The sequence below is a fragment of the Leptospira venezuelensis genome, from assembly GCF_002150035.1.
Taxonomy (GTDB): Bacteria; Spirochaetota; Leptospiria; order Leptospirales; family Leptospiraceae; genus Leptospira_B; species Leptospira_B venezuelensis.
The window spans coordinates 421,659-446,865 of sequence record NZ_NETS01000011.1 but is presented as its reverse complement, the minus strand read 5'-3'; the positions used below and the strand labels follow the sequence as shown (position 1 = coordinate 446,865).

Sequence of the window (25,207 nt, the reverse complement as noted above, 5' to 3'; positions counted from 1 at the left end):
GTTAATATGGAATTCAGACAGATCGTTTATTTTCTGGAAATTTCGGAATCAGGCACATTCCAAAAGGCAGCTTCTCGTTTGGGATTAACACAACCGGCTCTATCTAAACAGATCTATCTTTTGGAAAAAGAATTGGGAGTAAGTGTCCTGGAAAGAGGGGGAAGGGCTGTTCGACTCACCCACGAAGGAGAAAGGTTTTATCAGTATTCTATCCGCATGCAAGAATTATGGGAGGAGATCCAAGAAGGTTTCTCGAAGGATAACGATTTAAAAGGAAATTATTCCATCTCAGCAGGCGGAACTGTTTCTGCTTGGATCCTGCCTCAGATCTTAAAAGAGATACTGAAAAAAAGACCAGGACTTTCCCTGTCTGTAAGGGAAGGAGATGCCGCGGAAACCAAAGATGCAGTATTAAAAGGAGAAGTGGATCTTGGTATCCTGACTGGTCCTATCTCCGAACCAAGTTTAAACGTTCTGGAATTTCTTTCAGACAAGATCTTTCCTGTGGCTTCCAAGGATCATCCGATTTTTCTAAAAAAGAAAATTAGAATAGAAGATCTGAAAAAACAATCCTTTGTATTATTCCATCCTGGTTCAGCTCTTAGGAAAGCGGTGGAGAAGAAGATAAAATCATTTTCTAAAGAATTCGGTCCTAAGATCGCAATGGAACTCAGAAGTGTAGAATCAGTTATCAAATCTTTAGAAGCAGGGCTTGGGATTGGTTTTTTATCTGAGTATTCTATCAGTTCAAAACTTAAAAAAATAAAATTCGAAGAATGGAATACTGAAAGGAAGTTTTATCTTTGTTATCGCAAAAAATCCGGACCAGGACTCGCGCTACTTGCTGAGGAAATTTTAAGAGCCGCGAAAGAATGGGAAGCTCGGAGAATCCCTTCTTCCCTTTGAAAGGAAGAAGGGGACAAATCTTATTTTACTCCGGTTTTATGCAAGAAGTCTATAACTTCTTTTTGAACCTTTTCCTTATCAGAGAATACATGTTTAGAAGTTAGAACGTGGCTTCCTTCTTCTATTCGTGCCTTTGTGTTGAGAGGATTCGGAGAGTCTCCACCTATTTTATCGAAGGCTTTTAACATTGCATCTACGCTTGCGGTTTTATCTTGATGATCCTTGTCCTTATAATAATATACTAATAGAGTAGGGACTTTGATCTTCTCTATACTTTGCTGGCTAAGAACGAATTTAGTTGCGTTACTTACATGTTGTATGGCAGATAAATACTGGTCCTTATACCAATGCTCATAATAATGTTCTCCGATTCCATCATCGGATGTTTTAGGAGGAGATTTTCTGATCTTTCCTTGGACTGTTTCTCCAAAAGTCATTCCGCCTGGATAAAAGAATATTTTAGCCAAGGGAACTGCAAAATCGAAGAAAGGGGAGAATAATACTAGATCCTTGATCTTATCTGGATATTTTCCAGCCAGATATACAGATATCAAACCGCCCATGCTGGTTCCCATAAGTATAGTTTGATTTCCTAATTTATCCATCATTAATAAACTTTCTTCGGCGACCCGTAGATATTCAGTGAATGGAGTGTCTCTATGATCTTCGTTATTAGTTCCATGACCAGGAAGTCGTAAATAGTATGTATTTGCCTTGAGTGAGGCAGAGATCTTATCTACAGTTTCTTCTCCTTCTGCGCGGGACGCGCCGAAGCCATGAATATAAAGAATCGCATATTCTGTTTTGCCTGGAGAATAGCGGATCAGCCTTTCTTCTGAGCCAGCTCTACCGTTAAGTGATTTTGTCTCATCTAATTTAGATTTATAGAACGAATCAAAACTTTGAGTTAAGTCCGCCTTTGGATGGAATTCGTATTTGGGAAATGTGGCGTAATAGATCCCCAAATAGGCGATAAGCGCAGCACCTAGGCCAATCGAAACCCGTTTGAATATTTTTTTCATCCTTCTCTCCAATTATATTGCGGATTGAAATGAGCAACGAAAAGGATATTAGGAACCCTTTATTTTGAGGCAAGGATTTTTGTTGGAAGAAATCTGCGGATTTAGACCGGGTTCTTCTTTAGCTAACAGCTTAAGCCCGTTTTTTCTTTTCAGAATCCAGTTGGAAAAGCACATCTGAAAGATGAAATTCACCTAGTTTTGCCTCAAGAGCTGATTGAGCCTCTTGAAAAATGCCAGTCAAAGTGGTTTGTATTTTTTTACCAACTGGGCATTTAGGGTTAGGCTTGTCATGGATAGAGAATAACGGGCCCTCAGTTTCCACTGCCTTATATATCTGTAAAAGTTGGATCTCTTCGGGAGATTTAGCGAGTTTGGCACCAGCTACTCCTTGTTTTGAAACCACTAGACCTGCCTTCTTTAATTTTCCCAATAGGTTTCTGACTACTACTGGGTTAGTCCCAATGCTATCGGCCATAATTTGAGAAGAACTGGCTTCTTCCCCATCCTTATCTATCAAGGAAAGAATATGGATAGCTATAGAATACCTGCTTGGAATCGACATCTTTCCTCCTTAGTTGATATTGGACAATCTTTCCGATTCGCCAATCATATTTTCAGACGGCTAAAATAGTTAGGAACTCTCCGGGAAGGGAATAAAAAACAAATTTGAGTCTATTTTTTCGTTTTCCCCTGGTTTAAGAAATATATTTCTGATTTCTGCAATTTCTCGGAGGCAATCCAATGTTCGCTAAGTATTCGACTCTATTAATAGGGGCATTGTTCTTTTTTCACTGTGGTAAAAAATTGCCAGTTTCCATGATCACTGCTACTTCTATGGAAAGCGGGCTTCCGTTCGAGATCCTGGATGGGAAAAAATGGAGGCCGGAAGAAGGAGCCAAATTTGTTAAACTTCATTTTTATCCCGATGAGACCTTCTTATTATCAAAGATAGAAGTTGAATCTTGCAATGGAGACTTCTCAGATCCTATCACTGCATATATTAACTTTGATGAATATAGTCAGGAATTATCCACAGGCTCTACTGCTGCTGTTACCTTTGATGCTCCTAAAAGTACCCGTTCTGTGACTTTTAACTTTCATAGAAACGCGAATTTATGTGTCCAAAAGGTAAACTTTTACGACGACAAAGGTTCCAAAATGAAATGGAAGGGGCCGAAAGTTGTAGAAGCTTCTGTGACAGCATCTGAAACTGCTAAGCCGAATCTTTCTTATGATGTGATGAACTTATTCGATTCAAGATACGAATATGCTTGGGCTTCCGATAAAAAAGGTCCTGGAGTGACCTTAGATTTTGACTTTAAGGAAACACAAAAAATAAAATCTATCAAGATCTGGAATGGTTACCAAAGATCTGACAGACATTGCCAGACAAATGGAAGATTAAAAGTAGCAACTCTTACCGGCGATAATGGTTTTGAAGAAAAGATAGAAGTGGGGGACATCATGGGACCTCAGACCATCCAATTCTCCAAAACTTTCGAAGGTAAAAAATTAAAACTTAAAGTAGATTCTATTTATACAGGAAAAGATTATAAAGGACTGGTTATTAGTGAAATCCGTTTTTCAGACGGAGATGATTGGATTTTACCGAATCCAATGGAACAAGTGAAGAAGATCGCAAAAAATAACTTTTTCCAATTCTCTGCGGCTAATATAGAAAATGTTCTGAACTGGAGTTATGTAGGAGGAGAATATACAGGAAATGCTCCTACTTCTACAAACACAAACGTAGAACAACCAGCGGGGGTTAGTGAGGCAACTGCAGAGGGATCCACAGGAGAAGAGCAGGCTCCTGAAGCCGGGCTTATTTCTTCGAACTGGACATTACGTTTGAGATCCGACGGAAGCCTTTTTTTTGAAGGAAATACGGCTGAAGCGGATGGAGATGGACAAATTAATAAAAGTTTCTTTGCATTAGGAAATTATGAAGTAAAGGAAGCGAAACCGGATGGTTTAAAACTTCGTATATTCGGCCTTGTTCGAAAAATGAGTCAGAGAGAATATAACGAAGATTATTATGGCGGGGACTGCAATGGTTGTGGAAGAGACTGTAATAATAGCCAGGATTCAGAAAATGGAGAGAAAATTTTTCAAGAACAGATACTTCTTCGTAAATCTGGAAATAAACTTTTTATAAAGAATGAAAATCCTGGAAAAGTTTTCCAATTCTCTACTTTAGAATTAGTTCAGGAATAATTTTTTGTTTAGAAAAATTACCCTTCTCTTTTTGGTCTTGAATGCGTTTTTGATTTCTTGCGAAAAGGAAAAAACTTCTGATCCTTCTTTTTCCCTGAATCTATCTGGGAAAAAAGGGGGAGTTTCAGTTCGAATCGAATGGATATATAAAGGTCTTCCGGGAGAGATGCAAATTTACGAACTGGCATCTCAAAGGCCGCTTCAACTTTGGGATACGAATACGGTTTCCGATCTAAGTAAGGCCCCAGTGTCTAATCTGATAGAAGATTCAAAATTAGTTTTGGGTTCTGGAGAAACTAGAAAATTTGCGTTAGTGTATAAGAATGAAACAAAGGAAACCTTATACTTCTTTGCAGCACCTCACTCAGTCAATCCACCTGAATTCGGTTTTGGTTTTAAGTTCAAATGTCTTTGTGTAAATCATCTATTCCAAGTAGGGCCCGGTTCCGTTTGGTATAGAATTGTGGAAATTCGTACAATGCCTAACTGGGCAAGCGATCCATTTCAGATCACTCATACTTTAGTGAGAGTAGATCCAAGCCAGGCGAAAGAATGGAGCAATTCGGGAACACATTCTCATTCAGATGAATGAGAATGTCTATTGCTGAGTTTGAGGTGTGGCAGCCGGATCTGGTTTTACACAAACTAAAACTTTATTTTCCAGATAACATTCAGTTTCTGTTCCGTCTTTCTTTGTATAAGGGCCTGGATTTGAATTGCTTGAGTCCGTGAACTCAGTCACTAAAACACTGCCGTCAGTGAATGTAACTTTGCCGGAACCTTTAATGATCCCTTTTGCGAAATTTCCTCGGATCACAGTTCCGTTGGACCAGAAATACATTCCATCTCCTTCTTTCAGATCGTTTACATAAATTCCTTCGAACTTGTCTCCGTTCTTATAAACAAACTTACCTTTACCTTCTCTCATTCCGCTACTGAATCCACCGGTATATATATCTCCTGTGGAATATACATAGGTGCCTGTGCCATTTTCACAGTTGCCAGATTCGCATCGGCCATCTTCGGTTTCTTGGTCTGGATTGATGGATCTGTTGGAAGCAGAGTTTGTACTTTCTGATCTGGATGCACTTGTGCTTGTATTATTCGAAGATTCAGAAGAATCCTTGGTTTCCGTAGAAGAGCAGTTGAATATTATAAAAAATGCGAAAACAGAACAGATAACTGTGAAAATTCGAGCCATGGGAAAATTTTTGACCCTAAACTTAGATTCGTCAATCCGATTTCATTGTAATAATTCTCTAACCGGCATCCCTTGGCGGTTGATAAAATCCGGGAGCCTGTTTCTAATCCCTAAAAATACCAAATAATAGATCTTACGCAAAATCGGATGGAATAGGATTTTATCGACTAGACGATAACTGCTTCTATTTCTTAGAAATAATTTCAGAATAAATCCTAAAAACCAGGAAGGTTTGGACTTCGATGCCTGGAATTGGAAGCGGAAAGTTTTGGGATATTTCTTATTATATTCTTTTGCGAGCCTTTTGGATTCGGCTAATAGCGCTGGGTTTTCAAAATAGAGTAGTTTTCTTGCGTTTAAAATAAGCCGAAACGTTCTTTTTTGGAATTGAAAATCATATGGGAGATCCAGTTTTTCTGAGATCTTTTTCATTCTCGATAAATGAGAGAAAGCTTCTTCACCCGATCTCAAAGACTCTTTTGGATTAGGATTTAAGAGAGAATATAAGGATCGGAAAGGATCTGAAACAGTGATTTTATCCCAGGTAATATGAAGGATTGGTGGGATCCGAACGCGATGTAGATAAAAACTTTGTCTGGCAAATTCAGGATCGTATAAAAGATTCAGGATCAATTCTTCGCTCAATTTTAGAAATTCTATAAATAAATCTAAATTCTTTCTGCCGTAAAATTTGAGAAGTATCTCTTCTAAACTTCTTTCCGGCCTTGTAAATAATTGAACGGAAACAAATGTATTCAGTTCATTCCAATAGGAAGAACGTTTTAAAAAAGTTATATTTTTGAAGGAAGACCAGCCTCCGGTTTGAGTCCAAACGCTTATCCCTGCAATATTCGCTTTTCCTAAAAGTTCAGATCTATATTTTTCATATTGCCAACCTACAAAGCTTGGATATTCCCCAAAACCTTCGTATTCTCTTCTTGCCTGCAATTCTAAAAGTTTAGGTCTATCGTCTTCGAAGAATAGTGGATTGATCGGGAGATATCTAAAGAAGTCACCTTCTCCGTATTTTAAAGAAATGATTAGTGAATTACTTTGTATATTTTGGAATACCTTATAGTATGTTTTTGGATTCCAGATCAGATCACCAATCTCATAGGCCCCTAAAGTCCAGGTCCTGAATATTAATGTTTTATTATATTTTTCAAAAATAGGTAAAATTTCTCTCAGGAATGAGTTTGCCTGCTTAGGTGTTTTGAGTAGGAGTTTACTTCTGAAATCCCCAGTAACATCCACCCCATCCGATTCACCGATCCTAAGAACTATCCCTGAAATTTCTGTAAAACTGGAAAAAAGATCTTCTAATGATTCTTTAAAAAGTTGGCTGATCTTGTCCAGGTTCCCGCTTGTATGTTCTAAAATAGATTCATTAACGGAGAAAAAATCCGTAGTAATAAATACTTTCAGATCTTGGGAAGAGGCGATCTTAAAAAGTTTTTTATACTTTTTACGATAAGATGAGATCTTTCGTTTTAGTTCTTCCGGATAAAAATCTCTTTGGGAAAGATAACAAAGTTCATCCAGACTGACTGCATTAAATCCTAGATTAGAAATTCTTTTGGTATATCTGTAAAAAGATTCTCTGACTCTTCTATGTTTTTTCTTAGAGGGAAGAGAAAACTTCTCCAAATGAGCCAAAGGTGCCTTGGACCAATTCTGATGCCTTTCTTTGGATTCCAGAAAGAAGGGAGCCGATCCGTCTACGAGAGAAAGCATTCTTCTATTCCGTTTTTTTTCTGTATCTAAATGATTCGAGGGCGGCAGCAAATAAGATCATTGCTCCTCCTATAAACTCTTCTTTTCTGGGAACCTCATGTAAGATCGCCCAGGCAAGGATAGCTGAATATACAGGTTGCACGGTAGATAATAACCCAGCGGTTTTGACCTTCATCTTAAATACAGATTTGATATAGAATGTGTGTCCTACTGCAGTGAAGAATACTCCTAATAAAACGATCAGTCCCCAATCTTGAGAGGTGGTGAATAGATCTTCAAAGAATAAAACAGGGCTTAAAACAAGACAAGTAATAGCGGTCTGGTGGAACATTACTTGTGTGGATCCATGACCAGAAAGATATTTTTTAGTGAGAATATTTCTAAAAGCCATCGCCCAGGAAGATGCGAGTCCGAGTCCCACTCCCAAAAGATATTTATTTTCTAAATCAAAACTTGGTACGAGTATCCACATTCCGAATAGAACAAGTATAGCAAGCCCGAGATCCAGGCTTCTGATCTTAGAAGGAAAAAATAAAGGTTCTAATAATACTGTCCAGACTGGATGAGTGAAAAGAGTAAGAACTGCGACCGCAATAGTCGCTTCTTGTGCTGATGCAAAGAAAGTTACCCAGTGAAATGCGAGTAGTACTCCTAAAGAAAATGAGATCCAATTTTCTTTTTTACTCGGGAATAAGAATGGTCTTTTCCGAAACCAAAGAACGAAGCCCAATAGACTTGCTGCGAATAATGTTCTTCCCCATGTAATTAGAGAAGGGGAATAAGAAAGGACCTGAGCGAATAGTACGTTTCCACTGATTAAAATCTGGGAAGCTTGGAATTCAAGATAGGTTCTAAGTCTGTCTTCCTGCATCTGGCAGGACTAATTTCAGATGCCTATTTGGAACGGAAAGGAATTACTTTTGCTCTATAGATGATTTCTATGATTTGTAATAATTTTAAAAAGAAGAAGGACCCGGATTTTCACCCAGATCCCATACCGAAGGAGTCTGCATTAAGCCGCTACTAAAACTTCCTCTTTGCCCAGGCGATTTCCTCTGAAAATACTTCCGAAATCATTAAATCTGATCCCGTAACGTTTCATTGCAGGATGGACGAAAGGAGCCACCGCTTGTCTGAGATAAAAAGGTTGGTTCACAACAAAGTGATGTATTCCGTGAGTGCTTCCAAAATTAAAACAGAATAGATGAAGAGGGAATAAGAACCAACGGTTCAGTACTTGTGTTTGCTCATGAAGTCCTTTTACATCCCCGTAATAATGCATATTAGAAGATACAATTTGGATACTTGTCTGTCTGATCCAATTCGGAATTGTGTAAACCACTGCTGAAATATTCAAGAAATGACGAACGGTATCTAACCAAGCTGGAATTTCTACAGGTTTTCCTAATAGTTCATTTCCGATATAGAAAAGATTGATGAATAGGAAATTATACCAAAGATGAAAATAGATCACAAGGTAAGGCCAACTGGATCTGGTGATCTCACTTCTTTTAAATTTAGGAGCTTCTCTGCGAAGAATATGAGATTGGAATAAGAAGGACATATTCCCGTCCATCATAGTGATAAAACGTTTTAGTCCGAATTTCATTCCATTTCCAATCAGTCGTTCTTCAATATCTTCTTTATGACCGGATACTTTATGATGAAGAGTATGGATCATTCTTCTATACCAAGGGCTGACTGTGTTTCCTCGGAAGATCCAAACCGTCCAGAACATGAAGTTTTGGATCTTTAGATTATCCTTGAAATATAAATTATGAATTAAGTCGTGTTCGACTTCATGAAGAATGGAAGCAAGAACTCCATTTGCAATAATGCAAGCCCAGGCAGGAATCATCCCTGCGATATAAAGCCCTGCAAATAAGATCATACCCGCAGCGGAACCTAATGTAATCGCGAGGCCTAATCCATCTTGGTGTTTCAAAAATTCAAATTTACTACGAAGTTTTCTGTCCCTGAATCGGATCCATTTCATGATCTTCTTACTTTTTTCCTTTTGGGACAATCTTGTATAAAGTTTGGCTGGAACCTGAGCGGTCGCTCTTTCAGCAATGGCGATCATCGGTTTCCTCCGTAATTGTTTTCGGTTGTCCATATCTTACGGTAATTTGGAGAAACAGTCGTCTCAATTGATCGAATGCAACCATACATTTGGTCCCAATCTATAAATTTTTACCCTTTGTGGTTAACTTGAGAAGGATAGTTTGGTATCAAATGGGTTAGCTTCCTCTAAATTCAGAGGGTGTTTTACCTGTATGTTTTTGGAATGCTCTATGAAATGAGGATTTGGTCGCGAACCCAACTTCGAATGCAATGTCCAGAATCGATCTATCCGGTTCTTTCTGCAATAGTTCACATGCTTCTTTGATCCTATAATCGTTTACAAATGCGGAGAAATTTTTTCCAAGCTCTTGGTTGATCAGTTCGGAAACCTGATGAGTTGAAAGTGCAAGTTCATCTGCAAGATCTGCAAGTCCCAACTTCTCATCTCTATATAATTTTTCTTTTTCCATGAGCTGGGTGAGACTGTCTCTGAGCGCATGCCTGTTCACTCCAGAGAGTAAGGAGCGCGCATATTTTTGTCTGGTTGCTTGGCTTACCTCTTGGAGAACTTGGAAGAATGCGGGACGTTTGTGCCCGATTAGATAGGCAAGACAAAGACTTATCCCCATCATTGAGGAGCAGGCGAGAAGAAAGATGGGAGACTTACTGGACAAGTAAACTGCTCCGAAACCAAGATTCACGAATGTAGAAATTACCATGAATGCCAGAATTCTCGCTGTCCATTCTTCGCTTAAAACTTCCCAGCGTAGGAGGTCGGAACTTCCTTTTAGGATCAGAACGATGTAAAAAACCAGTATGAGTATGGGAGAAGAAAGTAAGATTTCCCCCTCATTCCAACCAGTTTCTCTCAAAAAAACGGAGATCTTTTCCAAAATCCAGTTTTGAGGGAGAAGGAATACTGCCAGGAAATATACAATCCAAACAAGACCAGGCAGGATCAGATGTTTTTTCGGAAGTCCCAAATAGGAGATTTCTTCCGAGTCTCTGTCTTGGCTTACGTTATGGATTCCGAATAGGATGGGACCGACTGATGCGATAAGCGGGAACTGGATAAGAGAAATCCTGGGAAATTCTACGTATAAACCGGAAACTAAGAGTAGAAAGCTTCCTTGGATCAGGCCTAAAATCAGGAAAATCAGGGCCAAAAGTCTGTTTAGAGCAGACTTATTCTCCATAACAAGCTGGCCAAGAGACATCAGGATTCCAAGTGCTGTCCCAAATTGGGTGATTGCCCAAAGTGTTTGAAACCAAATTCCTGAATTGTAGTAACTAAGACTTCCTATACCGTCTGGAGGCATGGCAGGGAGAATGAAAAAATCTGAGCAAGTTGTCAAGGATTCCCTTTGTGATTTGGAGTCTTTCGAGCCGAGTTGAATTTTCCAGTTACCTCTACAAGTTAGAACGAAATCTAGAATAAATTATATAAACCACTTGTTATTTTTAGCCTATCTCCCAAGGGATGGAAGGATACTTTCGTTTTTTGTAATATAGTTTTAATTCGAATGGACAAAATCGAAGTCTCAAAAGATAGATTGAGACCTCCAATCGAAAAGTCCCATATTGAATAACGATTGTTATTTTAAAAAGAACCCAAAATTAGCCGGAAACTTTTTATAGAGTCTCGCTTATTTTTTTTCAAATGCGCCGGAAATATAAGCCTGATATAAGCCTGCTTTATGTAGCGATCGCTATGCTGTCCACACTTGGAAAGAAACTGTTAGGATAAGCTAATAGATATGAATATAAAGAAAGCACACATTCTTTTCTCACTTTGTTTGGCTCTGGGGATGGGCTGTCAGGCAGGTGGTGAGAAAACAAGCGCGGATACTTTTTACGATAATATCGATTATAAAGGAATTCGCCTTTTCAATTTGTTTGATGATTATCCTTCCATCAAATCAGGTTTCCAAAGTTTAGAACCTATTCATTTTAATCTTAAATTAGAGTCTTCCATGACTATTCCTTACAGAGAGGATATCGTGGGATTCTTAAGAGTTTCGGGAGATCTTCTTCTAAAACCGGAAGCTCATGTGCGTCAGTCACTTCTCAGAGTTCACTCCCTTTTGGATCGTATTGAGAAAGCTCCAAATAACGCATTCGATGTTCTCCAACCCTGGTTGGAAGCTTTACGTACTTATCGTAAACCTGTACTTCGTAATTTGGCACCATTGAGCCAAACTGCTTTGAAGTACATGTACACAAATTATTCCAAAGAAACTATGGAGACAAAGTTTAAAGAGGTCTCCGCAGTATTGAAAGATCCTGAAATTCGGATCCTTTTTGTGGAATTGGAAGACGTATTAGACAAGGCGATCAATCGGAATACGAATGCTAAGCAGGCTATCGCCGGACTCTTACAGGGAATGGTAGATCCTTCTCTTATCTCTGACAGAGTGATGAAAGAGAAGCTGATCCAAATGATTGGTGCCTTAGGAAAATCTTTCCGCCAAAGAGCTGGATTTAGCGACGCTAAGTCTTCTGAGACTGTTCTAAAAAACCTGGTTGTTAATTTAGAAAAATTTTATACTGCAGGTGGTTCGGTTTATTCTGATCCTGCTTTTGCTGATTATAGAGACGCTACTTATCCATCCGAGTTTGCTACTGTACTCAGTGAATCTTTCCGTTATCTGCGACCAATGCTTGGAAGAGGAGGCAATTACACTTCTGATCCGAACGTTATTCTTTCATTGGAAATGGCTAAAAATTTTGCTAAATTCGATTTCTCTTCAGGTATAACCGGAGTAGATAATTCTCTTAGAGAGTTGATCCGTATGGATGCTTCTGGTTTGGATAGAGCCGATCCTGCGAATATAACAAGTAGCCCGATTACTGCGTTAGAATCCTTGATGTTCATCCTGACCTTATCCGATACTTACGGATTCCGTTGGGAAAATCCTGCTGATACTTCTATGATGAGACTTGAGCCTAACGGTTCGGGAAACGGCGGTCCTATGACTGGTGGTATTCTCACTGTAGGAGACAGTATCTATTCTATGAAATCTGCGATGACCGGTAATATCGGTATTAAGGCTTTCATGAACCAAAGTTCCGCTGATGCTGCAGTCTTTAAGAATGGAGATGCTAACACTCCGACTGCGCTTTCTATCGGGATCAACACTCCAACTTTAACTTTGCTGGAAGCTCCAGATCCGGCTATTATCCCTGCAGCAAACGATCCTGTTTATACTAAAACAATTCCGTTCATCATGAAATTGATCCGCACAGTTCTGGTCTCCGGCGGCGGGCCTTATTATAATAAGAATCGTGTCGATTCCAGTGGAAATGTCCTCACTCTCGACGGGAAAATATATAGAGATTCAACTGGAGTAGACCTAATCTACAAAGAGTCTTGGAATACATCAGAATACAGAATTAAAGTTTCGAACACTGCAAGCGGCTCATGCAGCGGTGGTACTATTTGTAAATGGGTAGGTCCTGGAGGAAGAGAAACAAACGCGGTTGTTGCGAATAACTCTTTTGCTCCAGTTGCAGCCGGAGCAAATGCGTCCGGAGCAAAAGGTTGGAGTATTCCTGTTTGGGAAATTCCGAAAGACAATACTACCGAAAGAGCTGTAAATACAGATGAGGAAGCTCTCTATAAGAACTTCCAATGGCTTCTTCATGAAAAACGTATGGTCGCTGTTATCCCACTTCGCGCTTCTTTGGGCGCTGGGGTTCCTTACAAAATGGCGGCTTATGTAACTCTGATTGCTAACGGTATGACTGGTCTAATGAACGCAAGACCTGTTCTACAAGATGGATCTACATGCTCTGATCGTATCAATGCGATCTGGAAAATCAAAAATACTTTCTTAAAACCGGGATGTGCGAGTTCCACCCAACCGAATTTCAGGCAACCTGGAGTTCCGATCCTACAGGAAAATTACTCTGATATTCCCGGCGATAGTATGTTCTATCTGGAAGCTTGGGATTACGGAACAAGCGGTGCTAGTTCGTTAACATTTAACAGCTTAGGAGATGCTTCCGTATACAGTATCTTCTACCCTGATCCTGAAAATTCTTACGGAGTAATTCCTCAAGTAATTGCAGCTAACTTTGCCGTGATGGAAAGACTTTCTTTCTTAACACCGGATAAAGTCCTTCCTTCTGGCGCGAATGTGTCTTACGGGAAATCCGTTGAAGAAGCTTGGGGACAAAGAAATAGACTTCTTCCTTTAATACTTTCTCTTGCGTGGACCTTGGATGACCAAGCAAATCCAAGCTTGAATAAAAATCCATTCCAGATACTAACTGGACTCAGTGCTGCTTTGACAAGGCCACTTCTTGCAAGGATTACAGATCCTGAACCTAATAGTGGTGGAAGAACTATTGATGTAGTTAAGATCGTAAACTCTGATTCTAGCGTAAGGAGTAACTCTGCAACTGAATCGGAATATTTTTTCAGGTATTTAGATCCAGTTTCCAGCAAACCAGTACGTTCTCCACTTTCTATCTTAGCTGAAAATGAAAGGAGATACCAAGACGGACTATTAAATCTGATGTCCAGAACGGATCTTCTATCCACATTCGTACAAATGCTTGCTGAGATGGGAAAACCTGAAAGAGCAAGTGGAGCACTTTTAACATTCCAATCCATTGCGGATCTGATCGGAGAGATAAAACTCAATAACGAAAGTCCAACAGCAGTTCAATTTAACTTGGAGGCATATTTGGGAGAAGTTAGAGATATGCTCGCTGCATTTCCCGACTCTCGTGTTGCAAATATTTACGATCCTGAATGGGATAGATTAGGGATTTGGGCAGTTCGTCTAAGGGATTATTTCGATCCTGAATCTGTTTATAGCCTTCTTCCCACCTTGGAATTTTCCATGGATATGATCATAGATAATATTCCTACGACTGCTCAGTTGACTGCGGTAGTGGATCTTCTGGGAGGACTTACTCGTGACCAGTCCAGCACCCAGGATTATTTAATTACGAATTTATTAAGTGTAGATACTGCGGATCTTGCTCAAGTCTCCTCTCCTTACGGAAGAAGTACCGTGGGAGTGTTGATGGGTATAGTTAAATCCGGAGAATTCTACTCTTATTTAGAAGCGGATATGAGAAGTCCGTATTCACTTAAATCCATATTCAAAGACGCTAAAAGACTTTTGGTGTCGGATATGATACAAACAGAAAGAAAAGATCAAAGCTCACTGATCTATACGGCGGGAGTGTTGATGGATATTTTTGCGGATCTTACTTCTACAGGAAAAAAACAATTCCCGGACGGATTCGTATTCTACGACAGATTTAACGAAGATGAAAACTCAGACACCTATTGGGATAGGTTTGTTACGGTATTCACCCGGTGAGAATAATGAAGAGAATTTTTTTGGGAAAAATAAGTCGAGGGCTGGAAATGAATCTGAAAAATATAAAAGTTTCTAATGTCGATAAGGGAATCAAACTCGCGATCGTTTCACTTTTATGGGCAGGAATCTTAGGATGTAGCCCTGAAAAAATGAAAGGATTTGCAATGTCGGATGTATTCGACCTGGGATTCTTTTCAGGAGGAAGAATATTTGGCGCGAATCCGAATCTTCAACCTCCGTATAACAGCGTGGATAACGATACGGCAGTTCTTCCTGTAGATTTCGGTTCTACTAATCCTCAGGCAACCTTATTCATCAATTCCACTGAGAACGTGGATAGATACAAAGAGTTGGAAATCCGCTTTTCTCACCCGATGAATAAGACCACTGTAGAAGCAAACTTTACTATTTCTGGAACTACTGGAAATCTTTCAGGCCCGACTCCAGGTGGAGAATTTTACTGGATGAGTGGTCAGAAACTTCGTTTCAATCCTTACAGAGAATTAAAGCCAGCTGAATCATATACGATTACTATTACTCCGGATGCAGCGACTATAGGTGGAGTTGCTCTGGAAAATTATACGATCACATTCAGAACCGGGTTAGATTATAGTCTAACGAATAAAATTACCCAAGGTAGTCAATACACTCTAAACGGAACGAATGATATGACATTCGATCAGTCCGCAGCTTTGACCTTGGCTTCTAACTACTCGAATCCTGTAGTGGGAGAGAATTATATCCAATCGGTTCTTTTGAAGAAGATAGGAGCTAGCGCTTCTCAAGATATTTGTACCACTCCTCCTTGTTCTATGAGTGCTACTATTTCTCTAAACTTAAGCACTTCTCAAGTTCCTCCAACAGTTGGTGGGAATACCTACTATTACGAGATTGCTACAACGAACGGAAAAACTTTTCGTAAATATTTCAGCTTTAACTACGGTAGATTGGAGAATGCAAACGGTGTTCTTCCTTACGTAGCAAACGGTGTAATGGATGAAGCTCAAATGCTTCCATTCTTAGGAAAAGCGATCCAGAAATATACTACTGGTGCTTTCAAAGTAAAGGATGCAACCGGAACTCCTCGTACCTTCCAAGAATTCTTATTGGGAATGCCAGATTTTCCTAAGAAAAAATTCTACGAGAATGGAGCATGGACCATCGGCGAAGCTTGTATGAGACAAGATGGTAAAATGTCCGGTAACGCGAACGAAGCTGCATTTAAAGATTTCGATTATATTCCCGTATTCGGAGCAAAATCAGGCGGAGCAGGAAGAGGATATTGTTGGGTGAGACACCCTGATTGTGTTACGGATAACGGACCTCCATATCATCCTAAGAAAAGAAATGGTATAGATAGAGACCAATGGTGGACTACTTATAATAACAATAATTGTGGTCAAAACCAGAATAACGCGAATTATCCTCAGGCTTGTAAGAACTTATTCCATTGGGGTGAGGCAGCTTGGAGTCTTTGTCATTATCCTACAGACGTAAAATCCTATAAGAACGGTGGTTATACTTCTACAGTATTCTCTCCATTCGGTAGACCAGAAGGGGATATTGGTTCAGCGGGAGAAGATTTGTTAGATTGTGCATTCCCTGCATGTTTCTTCGATTCTTATCATATTGAAAAAATCGCTCCGGGACCATTCTCTAAATATAGCGCGATCTTAAATGTAGCTTCCGGTGGAATTGCGGATGGAAGTGCAGCGATTACTTTGGACGTATACGTTACGGACATGAGACTTCCTAAGTTCGTTAAATGCGGATCCAATAACGCAACTCATGGTTGTGCAGCAGGAGTCGGAACCCAATTAGGAAACGTTGTTGCAGACTTAAAAGTAAACCCTGGTTCGGGAGCGGTTGCTCCGGGATTAGGTTTGGATCTAAAGTCCAGATATACGGAAGTGGATCTACTTGTAGTGTCCCGTTTCGAAGACTGGTATGGAGCATTTAACGGACCAGGAGCACTACTCGTATTCAGAACAACTGCTAAGTTGAACTGGGATCCTGCAGTGGAAGGTGTCTTAAATCCTTCCGGTTATGATTGGAATAACGTGCAATTATCCAAACCTCGTTTGGCTTTAGCTCGCACTCGTAATAATATGACTGTGACTTCTGATGGTTTAATCAATATGACCGTTAAGACTCCTTTCACAGTAAATGACGATTACTTCCCTGATAATCCAAGCATTGCGCAGATACTCTCGAATTCGAATAACTTCTTCATTCGTCCATGGGCAAACCCATTGCATATGACTTTATCAGGTTTATATCCTGGAGAAGATACTTCTGACTTCATGTATACGGAGCCAATGACTTATATTCATGGTAGTGAAGGTTTCAACACCATCATCGAAGCTCTCGTAGGTAGAGCAGAGCTAAGTAATATGGCGAACTTGACTGTGGATCAAGTGAAACAGATCATCACACAGTATATGCTTAGAGATATCGTGCAAAGGATTGCTCCTAACGTTCTTAACTCTGTAATTGCTGACTTAAGAGATACAGGGGTGACTATCACTTTACCAAGTTATCTTCCTGCTCCGCTTGGAAACTTCCCATTAACTGTGAAGTTTAAATTGAATACGGATGCTGCGATCAAACATGATGGAACCAATAAAGGACTTGTGACCTCTCTGGACTTCGCATTCACAAGCGGTTATAATCCTGCGGGTGGACTTAGAACCCAATCCGGAAAAACGGGAATGGTTACCACAAGGACTTGGACTGCTGCGAATCCACCTCCTTCTACTTATCAGTTCAGCCAATCAGCTGCTAATCCCGGATTCTTGATCTCTATGCATACTGATACAATCTCTCAGGCTGCATTCCATTTATGGCAGAGAAGGGGATTGGATATTGTTCTGAATAAAGCATTCATCGATGGAATGAACGCTTTTGCTGGTGCAGATCCACTGTTCGCGCTGACCACTTCTTTCTTAAAAGCTTCTCCTCTGGTTACAATCCTTGTGCCAGGAAGAAACAAACTACAAGGTTTAAATGGCTCTAACGCGATTGCACCTCCTGTAAAATCTTACGATGATATCGATATGGTGATGTCTCCAATTCATGCGCCTAACGTGAAGTTTAAACCTATGACTTCTGCAGGTGTGCCTAAGATGAGATTGTATTTCACAGAAATGCAATTACAGATCATTGCGAAGAAGCCGACTTCTTGCACAGGCCTCGTGGATGAAGAACTTACAGATTGCCAAGCAGATACAAGAGCAAACGGCTACCAACAGACTTTGGGAACGGTTAGGATCAGTTTTGCTGCGGATGCAGACTTCCGTTTTAAAATGTTCTCTAACCCGACCAATAACCCTGCGCTTACGAACCTAAACGCGCTTCAGGTGATCTTGGATCCAATTAATAACTTGGATTATGCGGTAGAAGTTTTAGAAGGACAAACTTACAATCCATTCGGTTTGGATCCTGACGGTATTAAATCAGTAATCTCTCCGTTAGTAACTACTTTGGTAATTCCAATGGTAAACAGTATTATGAAAGAGATCCCTATGCCTCCGGATATCACTTTCCCTAAATTGATCAACCCTGCAGGAACGGCGTCCTGTGCGATCAGTGCGAAGAGTGATAAAGTACAATTCTTCACCTTGAATTCTCCTCAAGTTGCGGATCCGTATCTGTTAGGAGGAATGAGATTTGTAGGACAAGCTGTAACAGATCCTGCATCTCTGATTGTCTGCCCTTAAACACTCCTAGCTATTTCGAAAAACTAGATGTCGAAATAACCGAAAGGGAAAAACCCTTTCGGTTTTTTTTTAAGGTGTTTCTTGGATTACTAAATTAGAAAAAACTTATGAGTGAGTCTTCACTCAATTAGGATTGTGTAATTTTGATTTTCTTTTGCTACAGTTTCGCAAAAGTTTTCGTTCGATTTTCTATCGAACAGTATTCATTATTTCATAACGATCGTTAGAACGTGCTATATATTTTTATAAAAATGAAAAGGAAACTCATTCAAATACTTGCATTTAAAAATAGTGAGCATTTAGTCACAATTTTTGTTCCGTTTTCATAAATGGGTTGCAGGAATCCGGATAAGATAGGAAACGAAAAGTGGATATGACGTATTACCAGCTTTCATGTTACTTGGTGGTGACTGTATTAGTCTACCGTACGATTCATAATTTAGTTTTATATTTTAGAAATCGGAAACAAGCATACCTACTTTACTTCGCATTATTGCAAGTAGCGTACGGTGCTTATCTATTCTGTTTTATCCAAACCATCAATGTAGATAATCCTGAAAAAGCTTTGATCTGGGAAAGAATGGAGAATGCGACGGCTGCGATATTCGCTACGTTTATCGTATTATTCGTAAATAATTATAAAAAACTTTTTAGCAGGGATTTTATACTTCTTTACGTATTCATGAACCTGATCCTTGTAGGGATACTATTGCAGGATCCAAACGCTTATACAATGAGCGTTGCTCATCCGAAACATTTCCCTTCTTTAGGCATAGTGATCTATGAAACAGATCAACCTACTATCATGCAGTTTATCTTCCTTTCCGGGATTTTGATGATTGTATGGACCGTGATGAAGGTAATGAATCAGTTCAGAAAGAACAGATTCAGGAACCATTTCCTATTTTATGGATTGGTATTATTCTTTGCGAGTTTGATTGCAGATATTTTGGTCGCAAGCGATATACTGGGCATTCCTTATACTTCTCATTTTAGTTTTTTGATCCTAATGTTCTGTGTGGATAGCTTCCTAACGGTAAATAAGTCTGAAAGGGAAGTCAGAATGGAATTCAAGGAGTCGGTTTCCAAATGGCTTACCAAGTCAGAGGCGACTTCTTTTGGATCTCAAGTAAAGGACACAAGTGGAGAAGGTTCTGATTCCAAAAATAATAAAGAGAAGGGCCGAAATCCTAAGAAACTGAGTGTAAGAGCACTTGGGCCATTGGAATTGGATTTGGATGGGAAGAAAATTCCGGCAGCTGAATATTCCAGTAAGAAAAAACTACTTAAACTCATTAAACTACTGTTAGTCCGTTTCGGGAAGGGCGTTCACAAAGAAGAATTATTGGAAAATCTTTGGCCTGGAATGTCAGAGAAAAATGCTCTAAATAGTTTACATGCACTACTTTTCCGTCTTCGCAAAATATTAGGAAATCCGGAAGCGGTTGTATTCGCAGAGGATAGGCTCTTCTTCCATCCTGATTTAGTAGAAGCAGACTTTGTGGAATTTGAAAAAAGATTTGAGACTGCAGGTAAGTTACTTAGAAACAAAAAAGAAGAAGAAGCGTTTCAATCGTATAGAGAAGCACAAGAGTTATATACTGGCGACTTTTTCGAATTTGATCTGTATTTCCCTGAATCAGAGCTAAAACGTGAATATCTACGCAAGAACCTGATCGAAATTTATAGAATTTTATGTGAATATTCTCAGAAAGCAGGGGATGCAAATTCTCTACTTTCCGATTCAGAAAGCTGGATCCGTTTGGATGATTTGGACGAAAGAGCCTGGAGATTCCACTTCGAATCTTTACAATCTTTGGATCGTAAGAATGAAGCACTACGTAAATTCGAAGATATGAAGAAGATCCTGAAAAAAGAATTAGGCGTTGAACCTGACCAAGAGACTGTTTCACTCGTTGAAAAGATACGAGTTACTTCTCCAGTGAGTTAATTGTTTTAGGAACACTGCACTATAAAATAAAACGCTCATTAGAAAAAAAATATTGGACGAAGTAAATCCCTTCTGTACGTTCTTCCAGAATCCCCCATATTCAAAGTAAAAAATAACCCCCGAAATAAAATGAATAAACGAATCCTTTTTTTTGTAACGATTGTTACAATTACCCTGGCAAACTGTTCCATCGTATATAGAGTTACCGGTAAAACTTTAAACTCTTATGCCCAAGACCATTTGGTCCCATATTACCTTTCTTCCGACGATTTGGATGCAATCTGCACCGGAGGAACTGCGCTTGGACCTTTAGTGGCTTCTTTTGAAAGAACCGGTGCTTCTGTGGAGCTGGCTACTATGGTAGCTCAAATGGGAGCAGGGATGTGTGCAGAAAAACAAGCACAAGAAGCTGAACTTTTATATATCGCAGCTGTTCGTAAGGGCAAGGGAGAAGAAGCACTGGATCACCAGGCTAGACAGATCCGTTACCATGGGGTTGCTGCAAAAAGATACGGGGATGCCCACACTAGATTCCTTCAATACTTTGGAGAATGGAATGGAAAATGTCCTTCTATCAGCGAAGACGAAGAGTTATATTATTTAGTAGGACTTTCTTCTGGGTTATTGGCGATCCTTCACGATTTCGCTTCCCAAGGATATGCAGGGATCACTCGTGATGTACCGAGTGTAGTAGCTGGTGCTTCTAGATGTTTGGACCCTAAAAAATGGTGGGGAACTCCTTTAGCATTGGAGGCCGTTGTATGGCTTTCTGTTCCAGGGGCAACTCCTGAGGGCAAAGATCCTATTAAACAAATGGAAGAAGCAGTTAAGATTGGCGACAAAGAAGGTGTTCGTTTAGCTCGCGCATTCCAGATCCAAGCAGCTGCCGGTAAAGGCGATGTGGAGAAGATCAAAAAACTTATATTAGAACATTCTAAAGTTCTAAGCCAAATCCCTGCTAAGAAAGAATATCGTTTCTTAGAGGCATTTGCAGAAAATTTATCACGTCATGAATCCGATAAAATTTGGATGAAAGAAACCGGACATAGGGGACCAATTAACTTCTCCTCGTTCCCGGGAAAAAAGAAAAACAATAAAGAAGAAGACGATCTGTTAAAAGATCTTTGAGCGGGTTCTTGGGTGGAAAACGAAAAAAAAGGGACCTTAAGGAGAAAAAACTATATGAAGAAGTTTCTCATTCTATCGGTAATCATTCTTGGGACTTGGATGTCCGTAGGTGTGGGAGCAGCGGAGACGGTGGATCGATCCATGTGTGTATTCGATCCTTCCGGCGCACACGGAGACGTGTTTAAAGCGGCACAAAGATACCAAGCACAAGCTTTAACATGGGGAATCCGTCTGGACCTAAAAGCTTACACAGACGAAGTGGTAGCAAACTCCGACTTCAAAGCTGGAAAATGTAATATGGCATTCTTAACTTCTCTTAGAGTAAGAAGTTATGTGCATGAATCAGGATCCATCGAAGCGATCGGTGCATTGCCAAGTTATGACCTTCTCCGTAAAACAATCGAAGCATTATCAAATCCTAAAGTAAGAGAACTAAATACAGACGGCGACTACGAGACCATGGCTATGTTCCCTGGTGGAGCAGTTTATCTTTTACTAAGAGACAAGAACCTGAAAGATATCAAGGACTTGGCTGGTAGAAAAATCGCAACTTTGACTTACGATCAAGCCGCAACTACTATGGTGGATATCGTAGGAGCTTCTATGGTTCCTGCAGAGATCGCTACATTTGCTGGTATCTTCAATAACGGAAGAGCAGATGCTTGTTACTCTCCAGCAATCGGGATAAAACCTTTGGAACTAATGAAAGGAATTTCTCCGAATGGTGGAATCGTTCGTTTTCCCATCGGACAATTGACCTTCCAAATCGTGGCTCGTCATAAGGATTTTGCAGAAGGTTTTGGGAATACTTCCAGAGCATGGGCTGCTACTCAATTTGATGCAATGCTTTCTTTGACTAAAAAGGCAGAGCAGGAAATTCCGGCTAAGTATTGGATCGAAGTTCCAAAAGATCTTCAAAAGAATTATTTCGAAAAATTCAGAGAAGTAAGGATCAGGTTGAGAGACAAAAAAGTATATCATCCTACCATTCTGAAATTAATGAAAAGGGTCCGTTGCAGTGCTGATAAAGAAGCAACTGAGTGCGCGGATAACCTGGAATAATTTCCAAAACTAACATAAAAAAGGCGGGAAAAATCTTTCCCGCTATTCTTATATCAATCAATCGCAGATTCCAGAGGATATTCTATGTGGAGAAAAATCGTTTCCTGGGCGGTATTATTCTTTTTATTTGTACCCCTTGTTCAAAGTGGAAGCCAGCTAGTACAAGCTAGGTTACTAGGTTTAGGTGGCAGCATATGGCCTAACTATGCAATGATCCGAAATGTTTGTGTCGCTGATCCGAATGCGGAAGCCGATACAAAAGCTGAAGTCAGCCAAGCAGATATGGATGCATTGGATGATATTGGTCTTGGAGATACTTCCGGTGGGAAGAGTTCAACGGCTCCTACAGGACCTACTGAAACTCAATTAGAGTTAGAGAGGCTTGCGGGCTCTCTAACTACTGGGCAGAAATTGTATTGTGGATTTGAGCGCAGGCTTTCTTGGCTCACTATCTCTGCGATCGATTATATTCCGATGACAATGGTATTCTTATTGATTGTCGCAGGAACCGTTTCCACTACCAGAAGATATCATATCGCTCTTAGGAACCCTGAAAATTCTAAAGAGGAAAAGATCACAGAATGGAGCCAGATTATCGCCAATACGATCATCATGGTTTCCGCAGCGTTCATGTATCCTCTTCAGAAAGGTGTAGAAGCTCAAATCCAAGTTCTTTGGGTTTTAGGGTTAATACTTTTAGCCGGTTTAAATTTTTATAATTTAAAAAATCCTCTTTTTAAAAAAGGAGAAGGGAAGCAGAATACAAAACTTTCCAACGCATTATTATGCGTTCCTTTATATGCTTGGATGTCACTTGTCTGCGGATTATACTTCTTCATTTTGGAGAAACACCCAGCCGGACTTGCGATCTATTTACAAAAATTGACCGCACATGCTCAGCTTTATATCCAGATCGGTCTGTACGTTTGGACAGGAATTCTTCTAAGAGATACTTCATTAGGAAGAAGGTTCTTCGATCTTCTGAACCCATGGAAATTCCCTTCCGAACTAATGGCAGTGATCATCGTTGTTGTGGCAGCACTTCCTACCGCGTATAGTGGCGCCTCCGGGATCGTAGTTCTTGCATTGGGCGCAACCATCTTCAAGGAATTGAGAAGAGCAGGTGCAAGCCAAGAGAGAGCACTTGCTGCTACTGCAATGTCTGGAAGTTTAGGAGTGGTTTTGCCGCCATGTTTACTCGTGGTGATCGTTGCTTCCTTAAACTTAGAAGTGACTACCGACGAATTATTCCACTGGGGTTGGAGAGTATTTGCACTTTCTTCCACTCTATTCTTGATCGTTAGCTGGTTTAGTAGAACCGAATCCTGGAAGATCAGGCCTGAACAAGATGCATTCAAAAAATCTTTATTAGCATTCAAATCTTTCTCAGTCTATTTGGTGATCTCTATCGCTATCGTTCTTACGATTGTTCTTGCACTTGGAACCCATTTCGATGAAAGAACTGCACCGTATATTCTGCCAATCGCGATGCTTGCTCTTCTATTCATAGATTATCGAATTTCCAAAAAGGAAAAATTGGAGAAGGGAGAAACGCATACCGAAGAAGTGGAACTTTCCAGAACTTCTTATGATGCTGGCTCACATTTAGGGGCACTTCTTCTTCTTATGGGATTATCTGCATGTATGGGTGGGGTTTTCGAAAGATCGGAAGTGATTAATCTATTCCCAACTCAGTTAGGATCTCCAATGTCTGCGATGTTTATTTTGACATTTGCACTTGTGATCATCGGAATGCTTATGGATCCATACGGCGCTGTGATCTTAGTTTCGGTAACCTTATATCCGATCGCTAAGGCAAATGGGATCCATCCTTTGAATTTCTGGATGACTGCGCTTGTTTCCTTCGAGTTAGGTTATTTGACTCCTCCAGTTGCTCTTAACCATCTGTTAACCAAACACGTTGTGAGAGATCTTTTAGTAGAGGATAAGAGTTTAGAAGGAAAAAGTTTCTTTGCAAGACATGAACATATCGTGATTCCGATTATAGTTTTGACTCTCACCTTGCTTGTGACTGCTTTCGGGCCGATCTTGTATTCCAAATACGCAGGATAGAAAAGTATAGAGTGGTTTCGCACAGAGACCACTGAGTTCGCAGGGGGCTTTCTTTTCTCACGCAGAGTCGCGAAGTCGCAGAGTTTTTTAGTAATCCTATGTAGGAGCTCCTACATAGGATTTTTTATAGATGGTTACTGAGTGTAGGAGGTCCCACTGTCTGTGAGCGTTACTCATGGTTGGAATGAGCGTTAAAATCGTAACTATTATGAACAATTATAAAACTACTCTTTGAACTTGAAAGCCCAAACAAAGGCCCTGATTAGAGCAGAAATAGGATACAAAATTAAGGTAATAATGAAAAAGATTCCGTGAAAGGTAGTCGCTTCTCGTATTATTGGGGAGTCAGCTTCTCTGCGCCAATTTTTCCCGTTAAATTCAGCCCGATCCCAAGCGTCTCCTTCCTTATGCGTTCGGATTTTTCCTGGATCAACTTCATATTTGGATAAAAGTTTATCGTCTTCTTCCTCAAGTGTTAGGAAATTTCTTTCACAGTAATATCGAAGATTGGTTCGCTCCCAAGTCAATCTCTCTCCTTCTTTACAGGAATGAGCATCTAAATTGAATGTAGATATAACTAATGAACATACCCCCCAAATAATTAAGGGGGTTATAAAAAGGAAGAAAATCCAACGAAGTTCTGTGGCGAAAAACTTTTTTAATTTCATAATAAATCGAAGCCCAAGCGGTTTCCAAAATAAACTATTCTAAATGCATAACGTCAAACATGTTTCGAAAGAAAGTTTCTCACCCAGTCGTAGCAATCCAAGCACAGTTCACACGAGCGGCGA

Annotated in this window: 17 protein-coding genes; 9 read left to right on the top strand and 8 right to left on the bottom strand. The window is 39.9% G+C overall.

From position 1 onward, the window contains the following. The first annotated feature begins 6 nt into the window (after positions 1 to 6). Complete coding sequence (locus B1C82_RS18275; RefSeq protein ID WP_086449018.1) at positions 7 to 906, top strand: LysR family transcriptional regulator; 900 nt, start codon at positions 7 to 9, stop codon at positions 904 to 906. A gap of 20 nt (positions 907 to 926) precedes the next feature. Here B1C82_RS18275 and B1C82_RS18270 read toward each other — a convergent pair whose 3' ends face one another. Next, positions 927 to 1,928 carry an alpha/beta hydrolase gene (locus tag B1C82_RS18270; protein WP_086449017.1) on the bottom strand — a complete coding sequence of 334 codons (1,002 nt, stop codon included), beginning with the start codon at positions 1,926 to 1,928 and terminating at the stop codon, positions 927 to 929. Between the two features lie 130 nt (positions 1,929 to 2,058). Continuing rightward, the gene (locus tag B1C82_RS18265) at positions 2,059 to 2,490 is read right to left on the bottom strand and encodes an Rrf2 family transcriptional regulator (RefSeq protein ID WP_086449016.1); all 432 of its coding nucleotides are present in this window, start codon (positions 2,488 to 2,490) and stop codon (positions 2,059 to 2,061) included. 179 nt (positions 2,491 to 2,669) lie between these two features. Between B1C82_RS18265 and B1C82_RS18260 the strand changes: the two genes are divergently transcribed. Further along, positions 2,670 to 4,145, top strand: a complete 1,476-nt coding sequence (locus tag B1C82_RS18260; protein ID WP_086449015.1) for a discoidin domain-containing protein — start codon at positions 2,670 to 2,672, stop codon at positions 4,143 to 4,145. 4 nt (positions 4,146 to 4,149) lie between these two features. Beyond that, entirely contained in the window at positions 4,150 to 4,737 is a 588-nt protein-coding gene (gene lsa20 / locus B1C82_RS18255; protein WP_086449014.1) for an LIC11469 family lipoprotein adhesin Lsa20, read from the top strand. A 6-nt stretch (positions 4,738 to 4,743) separates the two neighbouring features. On the opposite strand, the gene B1C82_RS18250 is transcribed toward lsa20, so the two are convergent. The 5 genes from B1C82_RS18250 to B1C82_RS18230 form a co-directional block, all read right to left on the bottom strand. Then, on the bottom strand, positions 4,744 to 5,346 hold the full coding sequence (locus B1C82_RS18250) for an MORN repeat-containing protein (RefSeq protein WP_086449013.1): 603 nt from the start codon (positions 5,344 to 5,346) through the stop codon (positions 4,744 to 4,746). Between the two features lie 42 nt (positions 5,347 to 5,388). Beyond that, a complete protein-coding gene (locus B1C82_RS18245) occupies positions 5,389 to 7,080 on the bottom strand; it encodes a glycosyl hydrolase family 67 (RefSeq protein WP_086449012.1) in 1,692 nt (563 codons plus the stop codon). Positions 7,081 to 7,084: 4 nt separating this feature from the next. Further along, positions 7,085 to 7,951 (bottom strand): DMT family transporter, encoded by an 867-nt coding sequence (locus tag B1C82_RS18240; protein WP_086449011.1) that lies wholly within the window; start codon positions 7,949 to 7,951, stop codon positions 7,085 to 7,087. Positions 7,952 to 8,092: 141 nt separating this feature from the next. Further along, positions 8,093 to 9,163, bottom strand: coding sequence for a fatty acid desaturase (locus B1C82_RS18235; RefSeq protein WP_086449010.1), 1,071 nt, complete (start codon positions 9,161 to 9,163; stop codon positions 8,093 to 8,095). Positions 9,164 to 9,320: 157 nt separating this feature from the next. Continuing rightward, positions 9,321 to 10,463, bottom strand: a complete 1,143-nt coding sequence (locus B1C82_RS18230) for an AraC family transcriptional regulator (RefSeq protein WP_086449352.1) — start codon at positions 10,461 to 10,463, stop codon at positions 9,321 to 9,323. A 438-nt stretch (positions 10,464 to 10,901) separates the two neighbouring features. On the opposite strand from B1C82_RS18230, the gene B1C82_RS18225 reads away from it, so the two are divergent. The 6 genes from B1C82_RS18225 to B1C82_RS18200 all read left to right on the top strand — a co-directional run bounded on the left by B1C82_RS18225 (position 10,902) and on the right by B1C82_RS18200 (position 24,416). Next, the gene (locus B1C82_RS18225) at positions 10,902 to 14,483 is read left to right on the top strand and encodes a tryptophan 2,3-dioxygenase (protein WP_086449009.1); all 3,582 of its coding nucleotides are present in this window, start codon (positions 10,902 to 10,904) and stop codon (positions 14,481 to 14,483) included. Positions 14,484 to 14,488: 5 nt separating this feature from the next. Continuing rightward, positions 14,489 to 18,202: an Ig-like domain-containing domain gene (locus B1C82_RS18220; protein WP_086449008.1), complete on the top strand. Its 3,714-nt coding sequence runs from the start codon at positions 14,489 to 14,491 to the stop codon at positions 18,200 to 18,202. A gap of 373 nt (positions 18,203 to 18,575) precedes the next feature. Next, on the top strand, positions 18,576 to 20,153 hold the full coding sequence (locus B1C82_RS18215) for a BTAD domain-containing putative transcriptional regulator (RefSeq protein WP_086449007.1): 1,578 nt from the start codon (positions 18,576 to 18,578) through the stop codon (positions 20,151 to 20,153). 129 nt (positions 20,154 to 20,282) lie between these two features. Next, entirely contained in the window at positions 20,283 to 21,281 is a 999-nt protein-coding gene (locus tag B1C82_RS18210) for a hypothetical protein (protein ID WP_086449006.1), read from the top strand. Positions 21,282 to 21,335: 54 nt separating this feature from the next. After that, positions 21,336 to 22,343, top strand: a complete 1,008-nt coding sequence (locus B1C82_RS18205) for a putative solute-binding protein (protein ID WP_086449005.1) — start codon at positions 21,336 to 21,338, stop codon at positions 22,341 to 22,343. Positions 22,344 to 22,427: 84 nt separating this feature from the next. Continuing rightward, positions 22,428 to 24,416 carry a TRAP transporter large permease subunit gene (locus B1C82_RS18200; RefSeq protein WP_086449004.1) on the top strand — a complete coding sequence of 663 codons (1,989 nt, stop codon included), beginning with the start codon at positions 22,428 to 22,430 and terminating at the stop codon, positions 24,414 to 24,416. A 224-nt stretch (positions 24,417 to 24,640) separates the two neighbouring features. On the opposite strand, the gene B1C82_RS18195 is transcribed toward B1C82_RS18200, so the two are convergent. Continuing rightward, on the bottom strand, positions 24,641 to 25,084 hold the full coding sequence (locus tag B1C82_RS18195) for a hypothetical protein (protein ID WP_086449003.1): 444 nt from the start codon (positions 25,082 to 25,084) through the stop codon (positions 24,641 to 24,643). Positions 25,085 to 25,207 lie beyond the last annotated feature (123 nt).

Coding starts and splice junctions, on each gene's coding strand:
- B1C82_RS18205 (WP_086449005.1), top strand. CDS start 21,336: ATGAAGAAGTTTCTCATTCTATCGGTAATCATTCTTGGGACTTGGATG.
- B1C82_RS18250 (WP_086449013.1), bottom strand. CDS start 5,346: ATGGCTCGAATTTTCACAGTTATCTGTTCTGTTTTCGCATTTTTTATA.
- B1C82_RS18275 (WP_086449018.1), top strand. CDS start 7: ATGGAATTCAGACAGATCGTTTATTTTCTGGAAATTTCGGAATCAGGC.
- B1C82_RS18235 (WP_086449010.1), bottom strand. CDS start 9,163: ATGATCGCCATTGCTGAAAGAGCGACCGCTCAGGTTCCAGCCAAACTT.
- B1C82_RS18220 (WP_086449008.1), top strand. CDS start 14,489: ATGAAGAGAATTTTTTTGGGAAAAATAAGTCGAGGGCTGGAAATGAAT.
- B1C82_RS18265 (WP_086449016.1), bottom strand. CDS start 2,490: ATGTCGATTCCAAGCAGGTATTCTATAGCTATCCATATTCTTTCCTTG.
- B1C82_RS18195 (WP_086449003.1), bottom strand. CDS start 25,084: ATGAAATTAAAAAAGTTTTTCGCCACAGAACTTCGTTGGATTTTCTTC.
- B1C82_RS18215 (WP_086449007.1), top strand. CDS start 18,576: ATGACGTATTACCAGCTTTCATGTTACTTGGTGGTGACTGTATTAGTC.
- B1C82_RS18270 (WP_086449017.1), bottom strand. CDS start 1,928: ATGAAAAAAATATTCAAACGGGTTTCGATTGGCCTAGGTGCTGCGCTT.
- B1C82_RS18230 (WP_086449352.1), bottom strand. CDS start 10,463: ATGCCTCCAGACGGTATAGGAAGTCTTAGTTACTACAATTCAGGAATT.
- B1C82_RS18225 (WP_086449009.1), top strand. CDS start 10,902: ATGAATATAAAGAAAGCACACATTCTTTTCTCACTTTGTTTGGCTCTG.
- B1C82_RS18260 (WP_086449015.1), top strand. CDS start 2,670: ATGTTCGCTAAGTATTCGACTCTATTAATAGGGGCATTGTTCTTTTTT.
- B1C82_RS18240 (WP_086449011.1), bottom strand. CDS start 7,951: ATGCAGGAAGACAGACTTAGAACCTATCTTGAATTCCAAGCTTCCCAG.
- B1C82_RS18210 (WP_086449006.1), top strand. CDS start 20,283: ATGAATAAACGAATCCTTTTTTTTGTAACGATTGTTACAATTACCCTG.
- B1C82_RS18200 (WP_086449004.1), top strand. CDS start 22,428: ATGTGGAGAAAAATCGTTTCCTGGGCGGTATTATTCTTTTTATTTGTA.
- B1C82_RS18245 (WP_086449012.1), bottom strand. CDS start 7,080: ATGCTTTCTCTCGTAGACGGATCGGCTCCCTTCTTTCTGGAATCCAAA.